General features: G+C 70.6%; 18 protein-coding genes. 10 read left to right on the top strand and 8 right to left on the bottom strand.

The genetic code is table 11. From position 1 onward, the window contains the following. Positions 1-18: 18 nt before the first annotated feature. Genes hypF through hypA form a run of 3 tightly spaced genes read right to left on the bottom strand, consistent with a single transcriptional unit; the run spans position 19 to position 3,592 of the window. Entirely contained in the window at positions 19-2,406 is a 2,388-nt protein-coding gene (gene hypF / locus ACWD4J_RS33710; protein WP_451399287.1) for a carbamoyltransferase HypF, read from the bottom strand. A gap of 25 nt (positions 2,407-2,431) precedes the next feature. Next, on the bottom strand, positions 2,432-3,196 hold the full coding sequence (gene hypB / locus ACWD4J_RS33705; protein WP_451399286.1) for a hydrogenase nickel incorporation protein HypB: 765 nt from the start codon (positions 3,194-3,196) through the stop codon (positions 2,432-2,434). Between the two features lie 18 nt (positions 3,197-3,214). Then, complete coding sequence (gene hypA / locus ACWD4J_RS33700) at positions 3,215-3,592, bottom strand: hydrogenase maturation nickel metallochaperone HypA (protein ID WP_451399285.1); 378 nt, start codon at positions 3,590-3,592, stop codon at positions 3,215-3,217. Positions 3,593-3,828: 236 nt separating this feature from the next. Here hypA and ACWD4J_RS33695 point away from each other — a divergent pair, with 236 nt between their 5' ends. Continuing rightward, the gene (locus ACWD4J_RS33695) at positions 3,829-5,511 is read left to right on the top strand and encodes a hydrogenase maturation protein (protein WP_451399284.1); all 1,683 of its coding nucleotides are present in this window, start codon (positions 3,829-3,831) and stop codon (positions 5,509-5,511) included. Between the two features lie 181 nt (positions 5,512-5,692). After that, complete coding sequence (locus ACWD4J_RS33690) at positions 5,693-5,824, top strand: DUF6893 family small protein (RefSeq protein ID WP_451399283.1); 132 nt, start codon at positions 5,693-5,695, stop codon at positions 5,822-5,824. Between the two features lie 169 nt (positions 5,825-5,993). Here ACWD4J_RS33690 and ACWD4J_RS33685 read toward each other — a convergent pair whose 3' ends face one another. Both ACWD4J_RS33685 and ACWD4J_RS33680 read right to left on the bottom strand, forming a co-directional pair. After that, positions 5,994-6,635 carry a lamin tail domain-containing protein gene (locus ACWD4J_RS33685; protein WP_451399282.1) on the bottom strand — a complete coding sequence of 214 codons (642 nt, stop codon included), beginning with the start codon at positions 6,633-6,635 and terminating at the stop codon, positions 5,994-5,996. A 550-nt stretch (positions 6,636-7,185) separates the two neighbouring features. Further along, entirely contained in the window at positions 7,186-7,845 is a 660-nt protein-coding gene (locus ACWD4J_RS33680) for a class I SAM-dependent methyltransferase (protein WP_451399281.1), read from the bottom strand. A gap of 86 nt (positions 7,846-7,931) precedes the next feature. Between ACWD4J_RS33680 and ACWD4J_RS33675 the strand changes: the two genes are divergently transcribed. Continuing rightward, complete coding sequence (locus ACWD4J_RS33675; protein ID WP_451399280.1) at positions 7,932-8,714, top strand: phosphotransferase enzyme family protein; 783 nt, start codon at positions 7,932-7,934, stop codon at positions 8,712-8,714. A 73-nt stretch (positions 8,715-8,787) separates the two neighbouring features. Here the strand turns inward: ACWD4J_RS33675 and ACWD4J_RS33670 are convergent, their stop codons facing one another. Then, a complete protein-coding gene (locus tag ACWD4J_RS33670; protein ID WP_451399279.1) occupies positions 8,788-9,777 on the bottom strand; it encodes an extracellular catalytic domain type 1 short-chain-length polyhydroxyalkanoate depolymerase in 990 nt (329 codons plus the stop codon). A 199-nt stretch (positions 9,778-9,976) separates the two neighbouring features. On the opposite strand from ACWD4J_RS33670, the gene ACWD4J_RS33665 reads away from it, so the two are divergent. Continuing rightward, positions 9,977-10,975 carry a TauD/TfdA dioxygenase family protein gene (locus tag ACWD4J_RS33665; protein ID WP_451399278.1) on the top strand — a complete coding sequence of 333 codons (999 nt, stop codon included), beginning with the start codon at positions 9,977-9,979 and terminating at the stop codon, positions 10,973-10,975. A 128-nt stretch (positions 10,976-11,103) separates the two neighbouring features. Here the strand turns inward: ACWD4J_RS33665 and ACWD4J_RS33660 are convergent, their stop codons facing one another. Next, a complete protein-coding gene (locus tag ACWD4J_RS33660) occupies positions 11,104-12,336 on the bottom strand; it encodes a cytochrome P450 (protein ID WP_451399277.1) in 1,233 nt (410 codons plus the stop codon). Positions 12,337-12,486: 150 nt separating this feature from the next. Further along, positions 12,487-13,965 (bottom strand): aldehyde dehydrogenase, encoded by a 1,479-nt coding sequence (locus tag ACWD4J_RS33655; RefSeq protein WP_451399276.1) that lies wholly within the window; start codon positions 13,963-13,965, stop codon positions 12,487-12,489. Positions 13,966-14,128: 163 nt separating this feature from the next. Here ACWD4J_RS33655 and ACWD4J_RS33650 point away from each other — a divergent pair, with 163 nt between their 5' ends. From ACWD4J_RS33650 to ACWD4J_RS33625, 6 genes are all read left to right on the top strand, one after another. Next, entirely contained in the window at positions 14,129-15,085 is a 957-nt protein-coding gene (locus ACWD4J_RS33650) for an LLM class flavin-dependent oxidoreductase (protein WP_451399275.1), read from the top strand. Positions 15,086-15,152: 67 nt separating this feature from the next. After that, positions 15,153-17,507: a CoA transferase gene (locus ACWD4J_RS33645; RefSeq protein WP_451399274.1), complete on the top strand. Its 2,355-nt coding sequence runs from the start codon at positions 15,153-15,155 to the stop codon at positions 17,505-17,507. A gap of 45 nt (positions 17,508-17,552) precedes the next feature. After that, positions 17,553-17,960 (top strand): nuclear transport factor 2 family protein, encoded by a 408-nt coding sequence (locus ACWD4J_RS33640; RefSeq protein ID WP_451399273.1) that lies wholly within the window; start codon positions 17,553-17,555, stop codon positions 17,958-17,960. A gap of 212 nt (positions 17,961-18,172) precedes the next feature. Beyond that, positions 18,173-19,372, top strand: coding sequence for an amidohydrolase family protein (locus tag ACWD4J_RS33635; protein ID WP_451399272.1), 1,200 nt, complete (start codon positions 18,173-18,175; stop codon positions 19,370-19,372). An 84-nt stretch (positions 19,373-19,456) separates the two neighbouring features. Then, positions 19,457-20,533, top strand: coding sequence for a Zn-dependent alcohol dehydrogenase (locus tag ACWD4J_RS33630; protein WP_451399271.1), 1,077 nt, complete (start codon positions 19,457-19,459; stop codon positions 20,531-20,533). 78 nt (positions 20,534-20,611) lie between these two features. Continuing rightward, the gene (locus ACWD4J_RS33625) at positions 20,612-21,388 is read left to right on the top strand and encodes an SDR family NAD(P)-dependent oxidoreductase (protein WP_451399270.1); all 777 of its coding nucleotides are present in this window, start codon (positions 20,612-20,614) and stop codon (positions 21,386-21,388) included. The last annotated feature ends 16 nt before the right edge of the window (positions 21,389-21,404 follow it).

Genomic DNA, 21,404 nt, shown 5'->3' with positions numbered 1-21,404 from the left:
GCGGCAGCCGGTTCCTGGCTAGGGACCCCCGCCGGTGCGGGCCGCCACGATGAGCTGGCCGAGGGCCAAGCCGCCGTCGCCCGGTGGGACCTCCCGGTGGCGCAGCACCGTGAAGCCGGCCGCACCCAGGCGCCGGAAGCACTCCTCGTCCAGCAGCGCGTTCGCGAACACGCCCCCGGTGAGAGCGACCGTGCGTACGCCGGTCTCTGTGCGGGCCAGCCGGCAGACCGCTTCCACGGCTCCCGCCACCGAGCTGTGGAAGCGTGCGGCGATGACCGGGACAGGGGTGCTGCGCCGCAGGTCGTCGACGATCGCGCGCAGGACGGGCGCGGGATCGAGGATCACGTTCCCGGAGCCGGAGGTTCTTCGCCGCCGGCCGAAGGTGTACGCGGGCCCGTGATCCGCGTACGCCTGCACGGCGGCGGCCTCGAGTTCCACCGCGGCCTGGGCCTCGTACCCGGCTCGGTGGCACACCCCCGCCAGCGAGGACACCGCGTCGAACAGCCGTCCCATGCTGGAGGTCGGCACGCAGGCCAGACCGCGGTCCAACTGCTGCTCGAGCAGGCGGCGTTCGTCGGGGGAGCAGGCTGTGACGCAGGGCAGGTCCGCGTCCCATGGGATGCCGGCGTCGCGCAGCTGTGCCAGGGCCATGCGGCACGGGTTGCCGACCCCCGCGTCGCCGCCGGGCAGCGGTGCGTACGCCAGGTGCGCCAAGCGCCGGTAGCCGTCGTAGTCGGCCAGCAGCACCTCCCCGCCCCAGACCGCTCCGTCGTCGCCGTAGCCGGTCCCGTCGAAAGCGACGCCGATGACCGGTTCGGTGCCGGGCAGCCCGTTCTCGGCCATGGCCGATGCGATGTGCGCGTGGTGATGCTGCACCAGCCGCAGCGGGCGGCCCGCGGCGTGGCGCCGGGCCCAGCGCGCCGAGTGGTAGCCGGGGTGCCGGTCGGCCGCCAGCAGCTCGGGCGTCACCCCGGTCAGCATCCGCAGGCGCCGCTCACCCGCTTCGAAGACCCGTACGGTGGCGAGGTCGGCCATGTCGCCGATGTGGGGCGACAACCAGGCCGTGCGGTCCTCGCCGAGACACAGGGTGTTCTTCAGGTCCCCGCCGACGGCCAGGGAGCGCCGCACCGGAACCGGGAGGGTGAGCGGTGCGGGCGCGTAGCCGCGGGAACGGCGGAACACGACGACGCTGCCGTCGTCGCGCACTCGTACCACGGAGTCGTCGCACGGCACCTCGATGGCACGGTCGTGGGACAGCCAGGCGTCCACCAGACCGGCCAGGCGGGTCAGTGCCTCCCGGTCGTCGGTCACGATGGGCTCACCCGAACGGTTGCCGCTGGTCATGACCAGTACCCGAGGGCCGGGCGGATCACCGTGGAGGCCGAACAGCAGCTGGTGCAGCGGCGTGTAGGGCAGCATCACGCCGATGTCCGGGCTGCCGGGGCAGACGCCCTCGGCCAGCTGCGGCGAGGCGCCCGGCGCGCGGCGGCGCAGCAGCACGATCGGGCGGCGGGGGCTCGCCAGGGCACTGCGTTCACCCGGGCCGATACGGGCGAGTCGCCCGGCCGTGTCCAGATCCGCGCACATGACGGCGAAGGGCTTGCCGCCGCGTTCCTTGCGCCGGCGGAGCGCTGCGACAGGGGCGGGATCGGACGCGTCGCAGGCGAGGTGGTAGCCGCCGAGGCCCTTGACGGCCAGGACCGCTCCCCGCGCCAGCAGCCGCCTGGCCTCGGCCACCGCCTGCTCTCCGCGGGCGGGCGCCATCCCGGTGCCCGGGGCGGGGACGAGAGTCAGCCGCGGACCGCAGGACGGGCAGGCCACCGGCTGGGCGTGGAACCGGCGGTCGTCCGGATCCGAGTACTCCGCCGCGCAGTCCGCACACATCGGGAACGGCGCCATGGTGGTGGTCGCCCGGTCGTACGGCAGCCCGGTGATGATGGTGAACCGGGGGCCGCAGTGCGTGCACGTGATGAACGGATGGCGGTGACGGCGATCCCGGGGATCGGCGAACTCACGCAGACAGTCGGCGCAGGGCGCGGTGTCCGGCGGGATCAGCGTTCGCCCATCGCCCCGCTCGGAGGGCTGGATGACGAACCCTTCGACACCGAGCGTGGCGACGGTTTCGTACGCCACGTGCGTGACCGCCGCCAGAGGCGGCGGCTCCTCGCGCAGACGGCGGCAGAACTCCTCGACGGCCGTGGGGTTCCCCTCGACCTCGGTCAGCACCCCCTGCGCGTTGTTGCTCACGAACCCGGAGAGCCGCAGCTCGGTCGCGAGCCGGTGGACGAAGGGGCGGAAACCCACGCCCTGTACGACGCCCTGCACCACGACGCGGCGCCGAACGGCCGCAGTCGTGGTGCTCGCAGGGGAGCGGCCCGTCGTAGCCGCTCCCGTCGCAGTGCTCATGCCGCCGACCTCGATCATCCCGATCTCAAAGCGTGCCGGCGGTCGTGATGTCGTGCGCGGGGGCACGATGCACGCCGTGATCGTGACCGTGACGGCGGGAGTGCTGTGCGGCGAGGACCGGCCGGTGCGGCGGCTTCCCGTCGCGGACGGCGAGCACCTGGTCGAGGAGTGATGGCACGCCCTCGCCGCTGCGGGCTGAGGTGCGCAGCACCTCGACGCCGGGGTTGACCTGCTCGACGTGTGCGGTGAAGGCACGGTCGTCGAATCCGACCGCTTCCGCGATGTCCGTCTTGGTGACGACCACCAGGTTGGCCAGGCCGAAAGCCGTGGGGTACTTGAGCGGCTTGTCCTCGCCCTCCGTCACCGACATCAGCACGACCCGGAGCGTTTCGCCGAGATCGTAGGAGGCCGGGCAGACCAGATTGCCGACGTTCTCCACGAACAGCACCCGGGTGCCGTCCGGCAGCCAGCCGTCCAGGTGGCCGCGCACCTGGTCCGCCTCCAGGTGGCACAGCCCGCCCGTGAGCACCTGTTTCACCGGGGCCCCCGACGTGGCAAGCCGCCGCGCGTCGTTCTCGGTCGCGAGGTCGGCGGTGATCGCGGCGACAGGGACGCCGTGCTCGACGGCCCGGCGCAGCACGAGGCCGAGGAGGGCTGTCTTGCCGCTGCCCGGGCTGGAGAGCAGATTGACGGCGGAGACTCCGCGGGCGGCCAGGTCGGCGCGCAGATCCGCCGCCAGACCGTCGTTCTTCGCCAGAACGGCCTGCCGCACATCGATGATTCGGCACATCTCGGGCTCGCTTTCCTGTCACGCTTCCCTGAAGGCCGTACACGCACGGGACTGCGGGAGCTGTACGACGGCCAGTTCCAGCTCGTGTCCCGTGAGCAGTTCCACCGCGGCTCGCGCACACGTAGGGCACTGCATCCGGGGAGGCGAACCCACGGTGAACTCCGACTTACAGCCGCCGCAGCGAGCGACCGCGCGCACCTCGTCGATCAGCAGTTCGGCCCCGGACAGTACGGTGCCCTCCGCGACGAGCTCGAACGAGAAACGCAGCGCGTCGGGCACCACGCCCGCCAGTTCGCCGACACGCAACCGCACCGACTCCACCGAGGCGGCCCCGTGCTCCAGGGCGACGGCCTCGGCGGCCTCGACGACGGCAGCCGCCAGCGACAGTTCATGCATGGCTCGCCACGCTAGGCATCCGCCGCCCGCGCCCACGGGACGTGACCACGCGAGGGACCCGATTTCCCTCGGGCGGCGCAAGCACCCGGAGACACCGGCGCGCCACGGTCTGCGTACTGCGCCCTGCGTAGAGCATCACAGACCGTTCGGCGAACAGCGGCACGGCATGAAGAGGCACGCGCCGACGCGGTGGCGGCGTCGGCGAACGTCCAACAGGCACCGGCTCAGGAGGCGTGATGCACATCCTGCTCATCGCGAGCGCGTTCAACAGTCTGACGCAGCGGGTCTTCGCCGAACTGAGTGACCGCAGACACCGGGTCGCGGTGGAGCCGGTGCGCGACGACGCCTCCGTGCGGGAGGCCGTGCGACGACATCAACCGGAACTGGTCATCGCCCCCATGCTGACCACCGCCATTCCCGAAGACGTGTGGTCCGGTCACACATGCCTGATCGTGCACCCGGGGCCGCCCGGTGACCGAGGGCCCTCGTCGCTGGACTGGGCGCTGCAGGAAGGCCGGCAGGGATGGGGCGTGACGGTGCTGCAGGCCGAGGCGGAGATGGACGCGGGCCCGGTCTGGGCCTCGGTGCCCTTCGCGGTTCCGGGGGTCGGCAAGAGCGACCTGTACCGCGGCGAGGCCGCCGACGCCGCCGTCGAAGCGGTCCTTCTCGCCGTAGACCGCTTCGCCTCGCGCACCTTCACTCCATGGACGCAGCGCGCGGACGCCGGCCTCGAGCATCTTGAGCACGGCGCACGTCCGTACCTGCGCCAGGACCTTCGGCGCATCGACTGGCCGTCGGACTCGTCCGAAACGGTGCTGCGCAAGCTGCGCGCGGCCGATTCACAGCCGGGAGTCCTGGACACGTTCCTCGACGGCGAATGGTATCTGCACGGCGGACACCCCGAGGACCGGCTCGGCGGCCGGCCCGGGGACGTCCTCGCCACCCGTGACGGCGCGATCTGCCGCGCCACCGCCGACGGCGCGGTGTGGATCCCGCAGGTACGCCCGAAGCGGAGGCCAGGAGGCCCGAAGACGTTCAAACTCCCGGCCGTCCACGCGCTGGGCGAACGGCTGGCCCACGTCCCCGAGGTGCCGTGCCCTCTCTGGCCGCCCGCCCGGCACCGCACCTGGGCGCAGATCCGCTACGACGAGGCGGGCACAGTCGGGTTCCTGCGCTTCACCTTCCCCGGCGGCGCGATGAGCACCGACCAGTGCCGGCGGCTGCTTGCGGCGTACCGCTTCGCCTGCTCCCGTCCGACGGACGTGCTCGTACTCGGCGGCACCAGGGACTTCTTCTCCAACGGCATCCACCTCGGCGTGATCGAGGCCGCCGCCGATCCAGCGGCGGAGTCGTGGGCGAACATCCACGCCATGGACGACCTGGTGGAGGCCGTTCTGACGACCACCGACCGGCTGGTCGTCTCCGCCATCGGCGGCAACGCCGCGGCCGGCGGGCTGATGCTGGCGCTCGCGGCGGACGAGGTGTGGTGCAGGGCGGGCACCGTCCTCAATCCGCACTACCGGCTCATGGGACTGTACGGATCCGAGTACTGGACCTACACCCTGCCCCGCCGGGTCGGCGCAGCGGAGGCGGAGCGGCTGACCGGAGAGGCACAGCCGGTGAGCGCGGCCAGTGCTCAGCGGATCGGACTCGTCGACCACGTGCTCCACTGCGGGCCGGAGGACTTCGGCGACGAGGTCGCCCGGACGGCCGCGCGGCTCGCCTCCTCGGCGCGCCTGCACGCGCGCGTGGGGGAGAAGAAAGCGACACGGGGCCGCGACGAGTCCGTGAAGCCCCTTCTCGCCTACCGTGAAGAAGAACTGGCACGGATGTGGCAGACGTTCTTCAGTCCCGACGCGCCCTACCACGCCCTGAGGGCGGGTTTCGTACGCAAGGAACGGGCCGGCGGCACACCATGATCGTGGCCCTGACGGGTCCCGGATGGGGAACGTCCTGTTTGCAGCCGCTCGTCGCCCGTGTCAGCCTGCAATCAGGACGGGCATCGAGCGTTCCCACAGGTCCTGGCGGGCAACCGGGCCGCGTCGCGTCCACGGCGCCCCGGCTGTGCCGCCGACGTGCGAGAGGCGAGGTAGGTCCGAGATGAGGAACGGCATTTTCATTCCGGCGACTGTGGTGCGTATCGCTGCGGGAGTCGCGGCCGCTGCCCTGGTGGCGCTCGTCGTCGCGGAGGCACCGGAGGCCTGGCGGTACATCAAGATGGAGACGATGTAGAGGTCGCCTGAGCCGCCTCCTTCATCCGGGCAGGCGGACATCCGGCATGCGTACGGCCTCCAGGACCCCGGCGGGTCCTGGAGGCCGACGTCACGCACAGCCCGAATGCGCCCAGAGTTTCCCCTCGGATGCGAGCCTCATCCGGACTTCTTGGTGCCTCCGCCGCGGATCAGCGGCGGCGGCCCCACGACACGATGTCCACGAGACGCCCTGCGTCGTCGTACAGGGCCGCGGTGTCGGAGCGGTTGTCCCACACGTAGCGGCGGCTGTCCAGGTAGACGTCGGAGCGGGTGTCACGGCCGATGCCGGTGTGGACGCGGACAGTGGATCCGGCCGCAAGGCGCAGGTACCCGAAGCGGTAGCGGAAACCGTCCTCGTTGCGCAGCGTCCAGCCGTACAGGTCGACGCTCCGGCGAGAGGTGTTGGCGATCTCGATCCACTCGCCGTTCAGCGACCAGTTGGAGCCGTCGTCGAAGCCCGGGCTGTCGGCCTGGACATCTCTGATCTCGACCGCGGAGTACGGCGTGCGGCCGGGGCGTCCATGAGAGGGGAACGGGTCCCGGTGGTCACGGCCGTTCGAGGGGAACGGATCGCGGTGGTCACGGCCGGGGAACGGGTCCCGGTGGTCACGGCCGTCGGAGGGGAACGGGTCGCGGTGGTCACGGCCGGGGTAGTCGTCGGACGAGTTCGGGGCGCGGTGGTGACGGCCCGGGGCGTCGTCGGCGGCGGCCGAGACCGTGGCGGCGCCGAGCAGGCAGCCGGCGGCGAGCGCGGCGGCCGTGAACCGGCGGGCGATGGCAGAAGCAGACAAGTGATGCTCCCTCAAGTCATGCAGGGCGACCCGTCCCCGAGTCGGCCGTGCGGTTCGGCTCTCGACCCGGTGGGCCGAGGACCATCACTGTGGAGCCACGCCCCCGCTGAACACCGCCATGACGTTTCATGTTTCCAAAAGCGGACATTTCCGTAACCGTCTGTTTCGTGGGGCACACAGTCACCGCCGCGTGGCCCTGACAACCACTGACCACTACAACGACCCGTGCGGGAACGACAGCAAGCCCTCACCGGCTCCGGCATGCACACATCCAGCCGCCCTGCCCACACCTCCCCGTGCTGGATGCGGACTTGTAACAACAACCCCGAGCCTGCATTCGTACGCACGCACAACAAGGCTGCAGGCGCTCGATGATGTGCGACTCCGGAAGCCCCGCCGACCCGGCGACCCCGGCCGGGACGGCGCCCACGCTACGGGTGACGTGCCAGGGGACCGGATGCGCGGCCGACCGGTGACGGCACGTTCCTCCGGATGGAGCTACGGCAGCTTGCCGAGCCGCCGGGCGATGGCGGGTGAGTTCCCGCGCCGCTCAAGGCCGGTCGGGCTTGCAGGCCAGAAAAGTGGCGATCGTTCTCTTCATGCCTTCGGCGGGCGCTTGGACCAGTTGTGAGGTGACGGCGAGCCCGGCCCGGCACAGCAATTCGGCGATCCGGTCCGGCGGCAGCAGGTAGGACTCGTACGACACGGGATGGCCGCCGTACGCCTGTGTCGGTCGCACATGTTCATGGTCTCCCGCATGGCCGACCAGCATCAGGCAGCCGCCGGGCGCGAGCGTCCGGTGGAACTCGGCGAACACGAGCGGCAACAACTCCGGCGGCGTGTGGTGGACGGAGTAGTAGGCCAGGATGCCGCCCAGTGTGTCGTCCGCGATCTCCAGCGCGGTGATCGACCCCACCTCGAAGCTCAGGCCCGGATGGGCCTGCCGGGCCAGCTCGATCATCTTCGGCGAGAGGTCGATACCGGACACGGACAACCCCAGTTCGGCCAGGTGCGCCGTCACCAGGCCGGGGCCGCACCCCACGTCGGCGACCGGTCCACGGTCGGCCGCCCGTACGACCTCGGCGAACGCGGTCAGCATCGCGCGTGACAACGGATCCAGCTCGGCCGGCCTCTTGACCAGTCTGGTGTAGTCGGCAGCGACGGTGTCGTAGGATTCCCGGACCGCGGCGAGGTAGGAGGGTTCAGTCACCCCGATGACTGTAGAGGACGGCAACAGGCTTCGGTCTCGGGGTAATTGGGATGATCGCCAGAAGCTCGGGCTGCCATCCTGGCTCCATGCAGCACGTTGAAGAGCAGCCGTTGTCCGGAGGAAACGTCAGCGACGGTGTCGTCCGCGTCGGCGATACCGTCCGCCGCCCGGCGGGACCATGGACGCCGGCAGTGCACGCACTGCTCACCCATCTCCACGAGGCGGGCTTCCGAGGGGCCCCTCGCCCCCTCGGCATCGACGAAAAGGGTCGGGAGGTGCTGACCTTCATGCCGGGCGACGTGGTCTGGCCCGACCGGTTCGCGCTGCTGGAGCCCGCACCCCGGCTGGCTCGCGTCGCACGTCTCATCAGGGACTTCCACGACGCCGTGAACGGCTTCACGCCACCGCCCGACGCCCAGTGGCGGGTGCTCGTCCCTGCAGAGGGAGCCGACATCATCGCCCATCAGGACATGGCTCCGTGGAATCTCGTGGCCGGCGGCGACGACGAATGGGCTTTCATCGACTGGGACACCGCGGCGCCTGGTTCGCGCCTGTGGGATGTCGCCTATGCCATGCACGGGTTCATCCCGCTGTCCGCGCATCCCCACTGGCAGCGCACCGACGCCGGCGAACGCCTGCGGACCTTCGCCGACGCCTACGGGCTCGACGAGGCCGAACGGCGTGCCCTCGTGCCCCTGCTGGGCCGCCGTACGCGCGCCATGTACGACTTCCTGCGCGACCAGGCCGCCCAGGGCAACCAGCCCTGGGCGACCCACTGGGCGGAAGGCCACGGCGACGCCTGGCGGGGCGACGCCGAATACACCGAGCAGCGAGAAGATCAGTGGCTGCGTGCTCTGCTCGCCGGCTGAGCCCGGCCGTCACCCATCGTCCGAGCCTCGTCGCGCGCGTCCGGACGGCCGGGTGCGCGCCTGGCGGCCTGCCTCAGCCGAGGTTCCACGCGTGGCCCAGCCGATAGGCCGCGCACATGTTGACGTCGAGGATGTACGCGCCTGCGGTGCCGCACTGCTCGGTACCGCTGCCCGGATCGACGGGCTGCCCGTGGCCCATGCCGGTGATGCTGTACGTCTCCACGACAGCCTTCCCGGCCGGGTCCCGGAAGACCTGGTGCGGGTAGCCCGCCACGGTGTCGCTGAGGTCCGCGGTCTGGTCCGCACCCTGCACATCGGTCCACTGCTTCATCAGATCCGTCATGTTGACGGGCTTCACCGTGTAGTCGGACGTCCCCTGGAAGACCGTCAGCGTGGGCCAGGGGCCGGTGTACCCGGTCCGGGCGGCCCGTACCCGGTCGCCCCACTGCTGGGCGGTCTGGGTCGCGCCGACGTACATGCACACGTACGGGGATGCGGCGGCCTGCGCGCATCCGTACGGCAGTCCGGCGACGACGCCGCCCGCGGTGAACTTCTCCGGGTACGTCGCCATCATCACGGCCGTCATCCCTCCGCCCGCGGAGAGGCCGGTGACGTAGACGCGGGAGGCGTCGCCCGAGACGTCGGTGAGCTGCCGGTCGACCATCTGCGCGATCGAGGCGGCTTCGCCCTGACCGCGCTGGATGTCGCTGGTCTGGAACCAGTTGAAGCAGGACGACGCGTTGTTGGCGGTCTGCTGCTGCGGCAGGACGATGGAGAAGCCCCAGCGGTCGGCGAGTTCGGTCCAGCCGCTTCCGGTGCTGTATCCGGCGGCGTTCTGGGTGCAGCCGTGCAGGGCCACGACGACGGGCCGGCCGGCGGGCAGCCCGTCGGGGACGTAGCGGAACATCTTCAGCGCACCCGGGTCGGTGCCGAAACCGGTGACCTCCTCGACGGACGCGGCGGAGGCCTGCGGCGCAGGGAGGAACAGGACGCAGAGGAGGGCGGCCAGCACGGCCACCAGTCCTCCACGGGATCGGGATGTTGCGGCTCTGGTGGGGGTCATGCCGCGGGACTGTAGAAGTCGCACCGGGCCGCCGACATGGCCCCGGACACCACAACCCGCCTCGCCGGCCTGTGGTTCGGGCGACGCCTGCCGGCGGTGCGACACGCGGCACGCAAGAGGCGAGGCCCTGTCGCAGTGTTCGACCAAGACTGTCACGCTCTCCCAGAAGCAGGCGGCACGCGAGGAGATCGGAGCGCGCATGACGACGGACCGGGGTACGGCGAGCGGGGCGTCACCGGCCGCCACGGGGGAGACGGCGCGGGTGGCCAGGGTCGAGGTGAAGCCGGTCGCGGGTCATATCGGAGCGGAGATCACCGGAGTCGATCTGGCGGATCGTCTGGACGAGGCGGTGGTCGCGGCGATCCGGGCGGCGGTGCTGCGCTGGAAGGTCGTTTTCTTCCGCGGACAGCGTCTGGACCACACCGGGCATGTGGCCTTCGCACGCCGGTTCGGTGAACCCGTCGTCCTCAGGCGGCGCGGCAGTGCGTCGCCGCCGGACGTTCCCGAGGTCGAGACGACGGCCGACCGGCTCGAGCTGGGCGGGCGTTACGGCATGGAGCACACCGAGTGGCTGCAGCGGCGCCGCCACACTCCGCTCCGGGGCTGGCACTGCGATCACGGAGCCCGTATCGACCCGCCGGCCGCCACGATCCTGCGTGCCGAGACCGTTCCCCCGTACGGCGGTGACACGACCTGGTCCAATCTGGCGGCGGCGTACGCGGGGCTGTCCGTGCCGGTACGCGAGTTCGTGGACGGGCTGCGGGCCGAACACAGGCTCGGCGTCGGCTATCAGGCGCGGCCGGGTGACGACGCGTACGTGCGTCATCTGCTCGACCATCAGGTCGCGTCGGTGCATCCGCTGGTGCGGGTGCACCCGGAGACGGGTGAGCGGGTGCTGTTCGTCAACGGCTACTACGTCGAGCAGATCCAGGACGTCTCGCGTGCGGAGAGCCGGCTTCTGCTGGAGATGCTGCTGGAGCAGGCGACCCGGCCGGAGTACACGGTCCGCTTCCGGTGGGAGCCGGGCAGTGTGGCCTTCTGGGACAACCGGTCCACCATCCATCTGGCCCCCGGCGACACCGCCCACCTCGATCATCCGCGGGTGATGCACCGGGTGATGCTGACGGGTGACGTGCCGGTCGGCGTGGACGGCAGGCCGTCGGAAGCGATCGTCGGCACCGAGCCGCAGCGCTGGTGAAGCGTGTCTGCCGCCGCCGAGAGGGAGGCAGCTGCCGGTAGCCCAGCAGGCCGACGACGGTGCCGTCGCGACCGAGCTGGACGCCTGCTCGGCGGTTCCCGTACTCACCGGCGGAGCCTTCGCAGCCGCTATGAGGTCGTCGAACCGAGACGCGGACCGGGCGTGAACGTGATCGGCAAGCTGACGGGCGAACGGGTCAGGCCGCGGTGGTACGTCATCTCCGTGCCCTCCTGCAGCTTGATGTCCTCCAGACGCCGGAGCAGCTCCTCCAGGGCTATCCGGAGGTTGAGGCGGGCGAGGTGCGAGCCGGCGCAGCGGTGCGGGCCCGCGCCGAAGCTGAGATGCCGGTTCTGCTCACGGCCGAGCTCGAAGGCGTCGGGGTCGGAGAACTCCGTGTCGTCCCGGTTGGCCGAGGCCCAGTGGATCAGAACCTTCTCGCCCCTCTTGACCGGGCAGCCGCCGATCTCGGTGTCACGCACTGCCGTGCGGCCGACGGAGACGAACGGAGGGTCCAGCCGCAGCAACTCCTGGACGGCGCTCGCTATCAACTCCGGCTTCTGGCGCAGCAGGGCAGGGATCTCCGGCTCGTTGCAGAACCTGTTGAACATCAGTCCCAGCGCACCGGCCGTGGTCTCGAGCCCTCCCAGGATGAGCAACTGCACCGTGCCGATGGCCTCGTCGTCGCTGATGGGGCGCCCATCCACCTGAGCGTTCAGCACGGCGTCGACGACGTCGCCGCAAGGCGGCTGTTCGCGCCGCTGCCGGAGGAATTCCTTGATCCAGTGGTAGAGGCCCAGCCAGCACTCGCGCGCTTCAGGATCGTCGGGAGTCGACGACTTCGATGCGAGGTACGCGACCCGCTCGAGGTCATCGGCGGGGGCGTTGAGCGCGAGGTCGAAGAAGGCCAGGCTGGGGAACGGCCGCGCGAAAGCGTCCATGAACTCGCAGGAGCCGTCCTCGATGAAACCGTCGATGAGGCGCGTCACGAGGTCGCGAGTCGACTGCTCCCGCGGGGCGATGGCGGCCGGGGTGAAGAAAGGATTGATGAGGCGTTTGTAGATGCGGTGCTCCGGTGGATCCGCCTCGACCGGAAGGTTGCGCACGACCGTCGGCGACGGATTGACGCTCAGGCCGTGCGCGGAACTGAACGCTTCCCAGTGCTGGGCGACGTTGAGGGCGTCTTCGTAGCGCGTCACCACCCAGAAGCCGCCGTGCTCCTCGCTGTGGGCCACGGGGCACAGCTCGCGCATGCGCGCCATCGTGTCCGGCATCGTCGCGGCCAGTTCGGGAGACAGATGATCGAAGTGATCCGAGCACCAGTCGTCGGGCAGTGGGCCGGCTTTCGAAGTGGTCTCCTCCATCGCTTCCCCCACAAGGTCGGGCGTGCGGACACCGTGCGGTGAGCGCACCGTAACAGGGTGAGTGATTACTTTCTAGACGAGTGCGTCGTCCGGCTCGTGCCGGCGCTCAACCAGTCAGTGGTTCGGCGCGTGTCCGTCAACTCACCACGCTCAGGGGCGTGGTGTTGTGGAGCGAAGAGATGCCGGAAGCCCGATGCTGCGGGGCTCGAGGAAGTTCTGGAGTCCCTCGGGGCCGAGTTCGCGACCCAGGCCGGACTCTTTGAACCCGCCGAACGGCACGAGCGGGAACGGGGGGTAGCTGCCGTTGATCGCAACGGTGCCGGTGCGCATCCGCCGGGCGACCCGGAGTCCTCGTGCCGGATCGCCGGTCCACACCCCGCCCGCGAGCCCGTACGGCGAGTCGTTGGCGATGCGCACGGCTTCGTCCTCGTCGTCGTAGGGGATGAGGCACAGAACCGGCCCGAAGATCTCTTCGCGGGCCACCCGCATGGAGTTGTCCACGTCGGCGAGGATCGTCGGTGCGACGTACCAGCCCCTAGGGAGGTGGGCGGGGCGGGTGCCGCCGGCCGCCACTCGTGCGCCGGCGTCGACGGCCAGGGCGATGTAGCCCTCGACCCGGTCCCGTTGGCGTTCCGCCACGAGCGGTCCGACCAGGGTCGACGGGTCGTGGGGGTCACCGACCGGTACCGCCGACGCCGCGGCCGCGGCGGCTTCGACCGTCTCTGCGTACCGTGACCGGGGCACCAGGATCCGGGTGTGTGCGCCGCAGACCTGTCCGGAGAGGTGCATCCCCCCGTTCACGAGTGCCGGGACGACAGTGGCCAGGTCGGCGTCGTCGAGGATGATCGCCGCCGACTTTCCGCCGAGCTCGAGAGAGACCCGTTTCACCTGGTCGCCGCAGAGGGTCATGATCCGCTTGCCGGCGGCCGTCGATCCGGTGAACGCGACCTTGTCGATGCCGGGGTGCGTCACCAGGTGCTCGCCGACCTCGCGGTCACCCGGGACGACGTTGATCACACCGTGCGGTACGCCCGCCTCCTCCAGCGCCTCGGCGAGGATGAAGTTGCTCAGGGGCGCCTCGGGCGGTGGCTTGACGACCACCGTGCACCCTGCCGCCAGCGACGGCGCGGACTTCCAGCTGGCCAAGGTGACCGGCGCGTTCCAGGGGACGATGGCCGCGATCACCCCGACCGGTTCGTTCGTCACCAGTCCCGTGTGATCGCCGGCGGCCACCTCGCGTTCGAACTCGTAGGTGCGTATGAGTTCCGCGTAGTAGTCGAACAGTGAGGCGACCATTCCGGTCTGCGCCTTGGGCGCCTGGCTGATGGCGCAGCCCATCTCGTCCACGGTGACGCCTGCGATGTCGGCCTCGCGCTTGCGCAGGATGCTCGCGGCGCGCGCGAGTACGGCGGCCCGCTCGTCCGGCGTCATACGGGACCACGGGCCCTCGTCGAACGCCGAGCGTGCCGCGTCGACCGCACGGTCCATGTCCGCCGTCGCGGCCACCGGGACCTCGCCGACGACCTCCTCCGTCGACGGTGAGACGACGCGGAGTCGGTCACTGCCGGCGGGGGCCACCCACTCGCCCCCGATGAAGAACTCCCGCCGGTACATCAGCCGTTCTTCCATGCTGCCTCCCGCGCTCGGTTCAGGGTCTGCGAACCAAGCTTAATGAGTGAACGCCCTCTACGGTCCCTGCCTGCTGTGCCTATCGTAGAAAGTGAGCCTTTGCTATCTTCGTGCGAGCGGCGTCGTCCGGCGCCGGACCGCGCTACTCGTCGAAGGAGCCGGGTTGCCAGGCGATCGCATCATCTTGGGGGCGGCAGCGATACCGGAGCCGGATCGGGACTGGCTGGCCGCCGTGGAACGTCTCCCGATCGAATCGGTCTGGCAGGGCGGCCACCTCCTGCCGCCCAGCGCGACCGGGGAGGCGATCACCCGTCTCGCCCTGATGGCCGCGTGGACCGAGCGGGTGCGGGTGGGCACCGCCATCCTCCTGCTGCCGTTGTACCACCCGGTGATCGTGGCCAAGCAGCTCGCCGACCTCGATTCCCGCTCCGGCGGCAGGGTCTCGGTCGGTGTGGGGGTCGGCGGTGAGTTCCGCCACGAGTTCGACGCCGTCGGCGTGCCGGTCGGGGAGCGCGGTCCGCGCACCGACGAGTCGATGGACGTTCTCCGGTCGCTGTGGAGGGGAGGGCGGCCGGTCAGCCACCACGGCACGTTCTTCCACTTCGACGATCTCGAGCTCCGGCCGGTTCGGCCGCCGGGGGCCGCCGCGCCGGCGATGCGGCCGGGAGGCCCGCCGCTGATCGTGTCGGGTCGCAAGCGGCCGGCCATGCGCCGCGCGGCTCGTCTCGGTGACGGGTGGATGCCGTACCTCATGTCGCCTGACGCATACGCCCGTTCTGTGCGCGCCATCGAGGAGGAGGCGCGGGCCATCGGGCGCGATATGACGGGCTTCGAGTGGATGATGTACCTGTACTGCTCGATCCGCCGCGACGGCCGCCGCGCCCGCGACGATGTCGCGACGTTCATCGGCGGCGCCTACGGCGACAAGCCGAGCGCCATGCTCGACCGCATCGCCCCGGCCGGTACGCCGGAGGAGGTCGCGGCACGCCTCCAGGAGTACGTCGACGCGGGCGTCCGGAATTTCGTCATCTCGCCGGCCGCACCGGACGACACGCTCGAGGTGGTCACGCTCGCTGCCGAGGAAGTGTTGCCGCGCCTGTCCGTACCGACTCCCGTGTGATGCCCCAGGGCTTCTGACCGGAGGTTCACCAACCCGCCGAAAGGGCTGCAGAAGGGATCATCCTCCAATGAGCACTCCCGTCGCCGGACTGCCCTGCTCGGGCCTCACGGTTGTCGAACTCGCGGCCGGCACCAGCGACCTGGGTCTGGGACTGGCCGGAGGCGTACCGGGCATGCTCCTCGCCGACCTCGGCGCCGACGTCGTCCGGGTGGTGGGCACGGCCGCGATGCCCATCGACGAGGACCTGCCGTGGGGCCGGGCATGGCACCGCGACAAGCGCATCGTGGCCACCGACGACCCGGACGAGGCGTTCACGTTGCTCCGGGACGCGGATGTCGCGTTGGTGTACGGGCCGGAGACCCTCGTCGAAGGGCGAGGCCTGGGCTACCAGGATCTGCAGACGGCCAACCCGTCACTCGTCTACGCCCGGTGCCGCCCCAGCCGGACGTCCAAGGGGACCGTCGAGGACTTCGGCCTGCTGGTGGAGGCGTACGCCGGGCTCTGCACCCAGCTCGACGGCCACCGGCCCGGCCCGGTCTTCGTCGACGTCCGGGCGTCCGCCATCGGCACGGCTTCCCTGCTCACCGTTTCGGTGCTCGCGCTGCTGCGCCGCCGGGCGCAGACGGGAGCCGGAGGCTGGGCGGAGACCTCCCTCTACGACGGGATGCTCGCCACGCTCGGCTGCATGATCGGCCGGTCGGAGCGCGCCGCACCCGAGATCGAGGGCTACTGGGAGAAGGGGTCGACGTTCCCGAACTTCCTGTACCGCTGCGCGGACGAGGAGCTGATCCAGGTGTGGTTCGGCGGCAAGGGGATGTACCGCTCGCTCATCGAGGTCCTCGGCGACGAGCCGAGCGCCGACGGCTACTACACCGACCAGATGACCGGAAAGCTCGGCGAGCGTGCCGCGCGATGGGTCTCGTTCTTCGCGACCCGGCCGCGCGACGTCTGGATCCGGCGCCTGAGGGATGCGGGCGTCGCGTGCGAGCCCGTGTTCGGCCCCGGCGAGGCGCTGGCCGACCCCCATCTCGCCGAGACCGGGCTGGCGCTACCGCGGTCGGACGCGGGCCACCACGACGTCGTGCTCGGCTCGCCGATCTCGGTGTCCCCGCTCGGCGCCGCGCCGCGGGCCGAGAGCCGGCCGGCGCCGCCGGACGACGCGCGGGGGGTGACCCGTGCCGTGCCGGGCTCGGCGACGTCGGGCCTCCTCGCCGGTCTTCGCGTCGTGGACTTCTCGGCGTTCGTGGCCGGACCGCTCGCCGCCGAGGTACTCGCCGACCTAGGCGCGGACGTCGTCAAGGTCGAGCCGCCCGACGGCGAGGCGATGCGCGCCGCGGCGTATGCCGTCGCAGCGTGCCAGCGAGGCAAGCGCAGCCTGGCACTGGACATCGGCGCACCGGCAGCGCGTCCCGTCGTCGAGCGGCTGCTGACGTGGGCCGACGTCGTCCTGCACAACTTCCGCGTCGGAGTGGCGGAACGGCTCGGCATCGACGAGGAGACGGTCGCCCGCCTGAACCCGGACGCGGTGTACTGCCACGCCAGCGCCTTCGGCACCACCGGCCGCCGGGCCGCCCTGCCGGGGAACGACGCGCTCATGCAGGCGGTGACCGGGCTCGAACGGGCCATCGGCGGCGCCGGCAACGACCCGTTGGCGGCGACGTGGATACCCATCGACATGTCCGGAGGGTGGGTCGCCGCCATCGGCATCCTGGCCGGCCTGTACGCCCGCGCCGCGGGCCGTCGGGGACAGCGTGTGACGACGAGTCTCCTGGGCGCCGGGATGCTGATGCACAGCGGCGTGTTCCAGCGCGACGGCGAACTCGTGCGCGGTCCCGAGCTCGACGCACGGCAGACGGGATACGGGCCCGGGTACCGCATCTACGAGGGCGGCGACGGCAACTGGTTCGCGCTCGTCGTACCGGACGGCGAGGCGTGGCTGCGGCTGGCGTCCCTCTCCGAGACCAGGTCGCTCCCTTCGACGTATGCCCCGTTGCGCGGCGGCGCCACCGACTCCGTCGCGCGCCAGGCGGAGATGATCCTCGAAGACGTGTTCGCGACTGCGCCCGCGGTCGAGTGGGTCGACCGGCTGCGACGTCTGGAACTCCTCGCCGAGCTCATCGAGCCGCTCGACCGGGATGCCTTCCGGCGCGCCGTTCTCGACGATCCGGTGAACCGCCAACTCGGTCGAGTGGCGTCGTACGAGACGGCCGACTGGGGCCACTTCGAGCAGATCGGCCCGCTTGTGCGGTGCGGGCCCGAGGCCGGCGGGGGGCCACGGCTGATGCTGCCGGGCATCGGGGAGCACACCGAGGAAGTCCTGTCCGGGCTGGGGTTCGGCCGTGAGGAGATCGGCGAGCTCCTGGCCGTGAAGGCCGTCCGGCAGTCGGATGACGCATCGACCCTGACCGGGCGGTCACGCTGATCAGAGCACGGATTGCCCGGTCGACCGCGAGGAGGCGCAACAGGCATGAGTGAGACCGACGGCAAAGAGAACCTGGAATTGGTGAACGAGATGGCGCGCCGGTTCAGTGCCGGCGACGCCGACGGCGCTTTCGAGCTGCTCCATCCTGCGTTCCGTATCCAGCAACCGGCGTCGCTGCCCCACGGCGGGTGGCACCACGGCCGCGACGGCATGGTCGCGATGGGCGTGACCTTCGCGCGGCACTGGGACCGCACGATCAGCGATCCACGTATATCCGGCTGCGGCGACTCGGTCGTGCAGGTGACCACGCAGACGTGGACGGCGAAGACGTCCGGCCGCTCGGCGACGGTCGACGTCGTCGAGCTGTTCTCCTTCGCCGACGGGCTCATCGCCGAGATCAGGGTGTTCCAGCAGGACACGCATGCGCTGCTGGCCACCTTGGACCTGGGGTAGGCCGGCCCGGGGCCGCTCTCACGCCGTCTCCCGTCCGGCGTCGCGTTCGCGCGCAGCCACCGCTCTGTACGGCACCTCTGTCACGCCCATCGGGCATGCGGTGTGCCGTGAGAGACCGCCTTGACTGGTGGACGACGCCGATGAGATAGTGGGCGTTCACTCACTAACGTTCTCGCCTTCCTGCTGGTTGACCCGTCCGGAGGTATGCGGCGATGGAGTACCGTCTGATCGACGCCGATGGGCACTACTACGAGCCCGATGACTGCTTCTCCCGTCACATCGAGGCGAGATTCAAAGACGAGACCGTGCGCGTCGAGCGCGGGACCGACGGACTCGGCCGCGTCTTCCTCCGGGGCCGCCGTACGTTCATGAGCGTGATGCCGGGCGACTACGCCTCGGCCCCCGGGGCCCTTGAGGGCTTGTTCGCAGGCGAGGTCGCCGACGGGTTCACGCACCGCGAGGTGATCAACGCCAAGGACTACCCGGAGTTCACCGAGCGGACCGCTCGCCTCGCGTTGATGGACGAGCAGGGCCTCGAGGCGACGCTTATGCTCCCGACCCTGGGCGTCGCGGTCGAGTACGACATGAGGGATGACGTCGAGCTGACCTACGCGAGCCTGCGGGCCTTCAACCGCTGGCTGGAGGAGGACTGGGGGTACGGAGCCGACAGTCGGCTCTTCGGTGTGCCCATGCTGTCGCTGCTCGACATCGACCAGGCCATGGTCGAGTTGCACCGGGTCATCGACGCAGGGACCCGTATGGTGCATCTCTGCCCGGGGCCGGTGGCGGGCCGGTCCCCGGCCGACCCGGTGTTCGACCCGTTCTGGGCGACCGTGGCCGAGGCCGGAATCCCGGTCGTGTTCCATGTGTCGAACAGCGGCTACCAGCACTTCTACGGTACGCACTGGTCCGAGGACCCTGACAACCCGTCACATCAGCAGTCACCGCTGCAGTGGGCCCTCTGCAACACCGAGCGGCCGGTCGTCGACACGCTCATCGCTCTGACCCTGCACAACCTCTTCGAGCGCCATCCGGGCGTGCGCATCGTCTCGATCGAGAACGGCTCCAGCTGGCTGAAGCCACTGTTCAAGACGGTCGACAAGGCGGCGGCGCTCGGCCGCCGCGGCCCCATGCTCGGCGGCAAGCTCCCGCCCCGCCCCAGCGAGGCCCTGGCGGAGCACCTGTGGGTCTGCCCGTTCCCCGAAGACGACGTGAACGAACTCATCGACGCCATGGGAGCCGACCACGTCCTGTTCGGCTCCGACTACCCGCACCCCGAAGGCCTGCGACAGCCGCGCGACTACATTCCCCGGCTCGCCGACTGCGATGCCGCGGTCAGCCGCAAGGTGCTCCGTGGGAACACCGCGAAGCTGCTGGGGCTGCTCGACCAGGCACCGGCGCTGTCGAGCTGAGCACCGGCCTGCCTGAACCGCGGGTCTTTACGGCTGCCCACCGTTGCTTCCACGGGTCGGGCCGGATCTGAAAGGGATACGCAGATGAAAGTCGCCGTCGCCTACGAGGCCGGCCGGTCACTCGTCCTGGAAGACCTCCCAGTCCCGGCCGTCGGGCCACGGGACGTACTCGTGCGCATCGCCGCGAGCGGCATCTGCCACACGGACCTCAACGTGATCAACGGACTGTCCGCGCTGCCACTGCCCATCGTGCCCGGCCACGAGGGCTGCGGCATCGTCGAGGAGGTCGGCGCCGAGGTGCGCCGGGTCCGGGTCGGGGACCGCGTGCTCGCTTCTGTCGCGCCTGCGTGCGGGACATGCTGGTGGTGCATCAACGGCATGTCCAACAACTGCGAGCTCAACCCGGCGGTCAAAGCGGCACCACGGTTCGCACTCGGCGATGGCCGGCAGGCCGCCGCGGTGTGCGGCTGCGGGACCTTCGCCGAAGCCATGGTCGTGCACGAGGCGTCGGTGGTCCCCGTGGAGACCGACCTCGCCGACGAGCAACTCGCCCTCCTCGGATGCGGCGTCACGACCGGTCTCGGCGCCGCGCTCAACACCGCGGCCGTCAGGCCGGGTTCCAGCGTGGCGGTGATCGGTTGCGGAGGAGTCGGCCAGTCGGTGATCCAGGGGGCACGTATCGCCGGGGCCGCGGTCATCATCGCCATCGATCCGATAGCGGGCCGACGCGAGGCGAGCGCCCGTGCGGGAGCCACCCACACGGTCGACCCGGCCGCGGGCGACCCGGTCGAGCAGGTTCGGGAGCTGACCGAGGGGCGTGGGGCCGACTACAGCTTCGAAGTCGTCGGGCGCCCCGAACTCATGGTGCAGGCCTTCGACATGGCGCGCGTCCAGGGCACGGTGACACTCGTCGGCATGCCGCCGGTGGGCGCGACCCTGACGCTGCCCGCTGTGCAAGCCGTGTTCTCCGGCAAGCGTCTGGCCGGGTCCTCCGTCGGCGGATCGCAGATCCTGCGTGACTTCCCCCGGTTCATCCGCCTTGCCGAGTCGGGCAAGTTGGACCTCGGATCGATGGTCTCCAAGCGCATCAAGCTCGACGAGATCAACGACGGCATCGACCTGGTGACCCGGGCGGAGGGAGTGCGGACGGTCGTCGTCTAGGACCGACGCCCTTGCCGCTCAATCTCGATGGTCCGGCGACCCGGTGTTCGAACCCAAGCCGAAGGAGGCAGCAGCCCCATGGATCCGGATGTACCCGAGGCACTGCGGCGCTTCGACCTCACAGGCCGGGTGGCCGTGGTGACGGGCGCATCGTCAGGCCTGGGCGAGGCCCTCGCCCGGGCGCTCGCCTCCGTTGGCGCGCGGGTGGCCGTGGTGGCTCGCCGCCGTGACCGCCTGGTGAAGCTGGCGGAGGAGATCGGGGGAGCGGCGATCACCTGCGATCTGCTCGATATGGCGCAGGTAGGGGAGATCGTCCCCCGAGTCGCCGACGAACTGGGCGCCCCCGAGATCCTGGTCAACGCGGCGGGCAACATCTTCAGCTATGAACCGGCCGAGCGGGAGCCTCTGGAGGCGATACGCCAGACGCTCGACCTCAACCTGGTGGCGCCGTTCCGGCTGGCCCAGGACGTCTTCCCGCACATGGTCGCCGCAGGCCGGGGATCGATCGTGAACGTGTCGTCGATCAGCGGGCGGGTCGGCGTCCCGGGGATCCCCCAGGCTTCCTACGCCGCAGGCAAACTGGGCCTGTCGGGACTCACGGCCGAACTGGCCGTGCAGTGGGCCCGGCACTCCATCCGGGTCAACACACTCGCCCCCGGATTCTTCCGCAGCGAGATCACCGACGGGCTGTACGACGACGAGCGCTCCAGCGCCTGGCTGCGGCGCAACACGCCGCTTCCCATGGACGGAGACACCGGCGACTTCGTGGGTGCGGTCCTGTGGCTCGTCAGCGACGCCGGACGGTATGTGACCGGGCAGACGATCGTCGTCGACGGCGGCTGGACCGCGCGCTGAGAGACGACTCGAGGGG

This window comes from Streptomyces sp. NPDC002577 (genome assembly GCF_053594815.1).
This window is presented reverse-complemented; position numbering and strand designations above follow the sequence as displayed.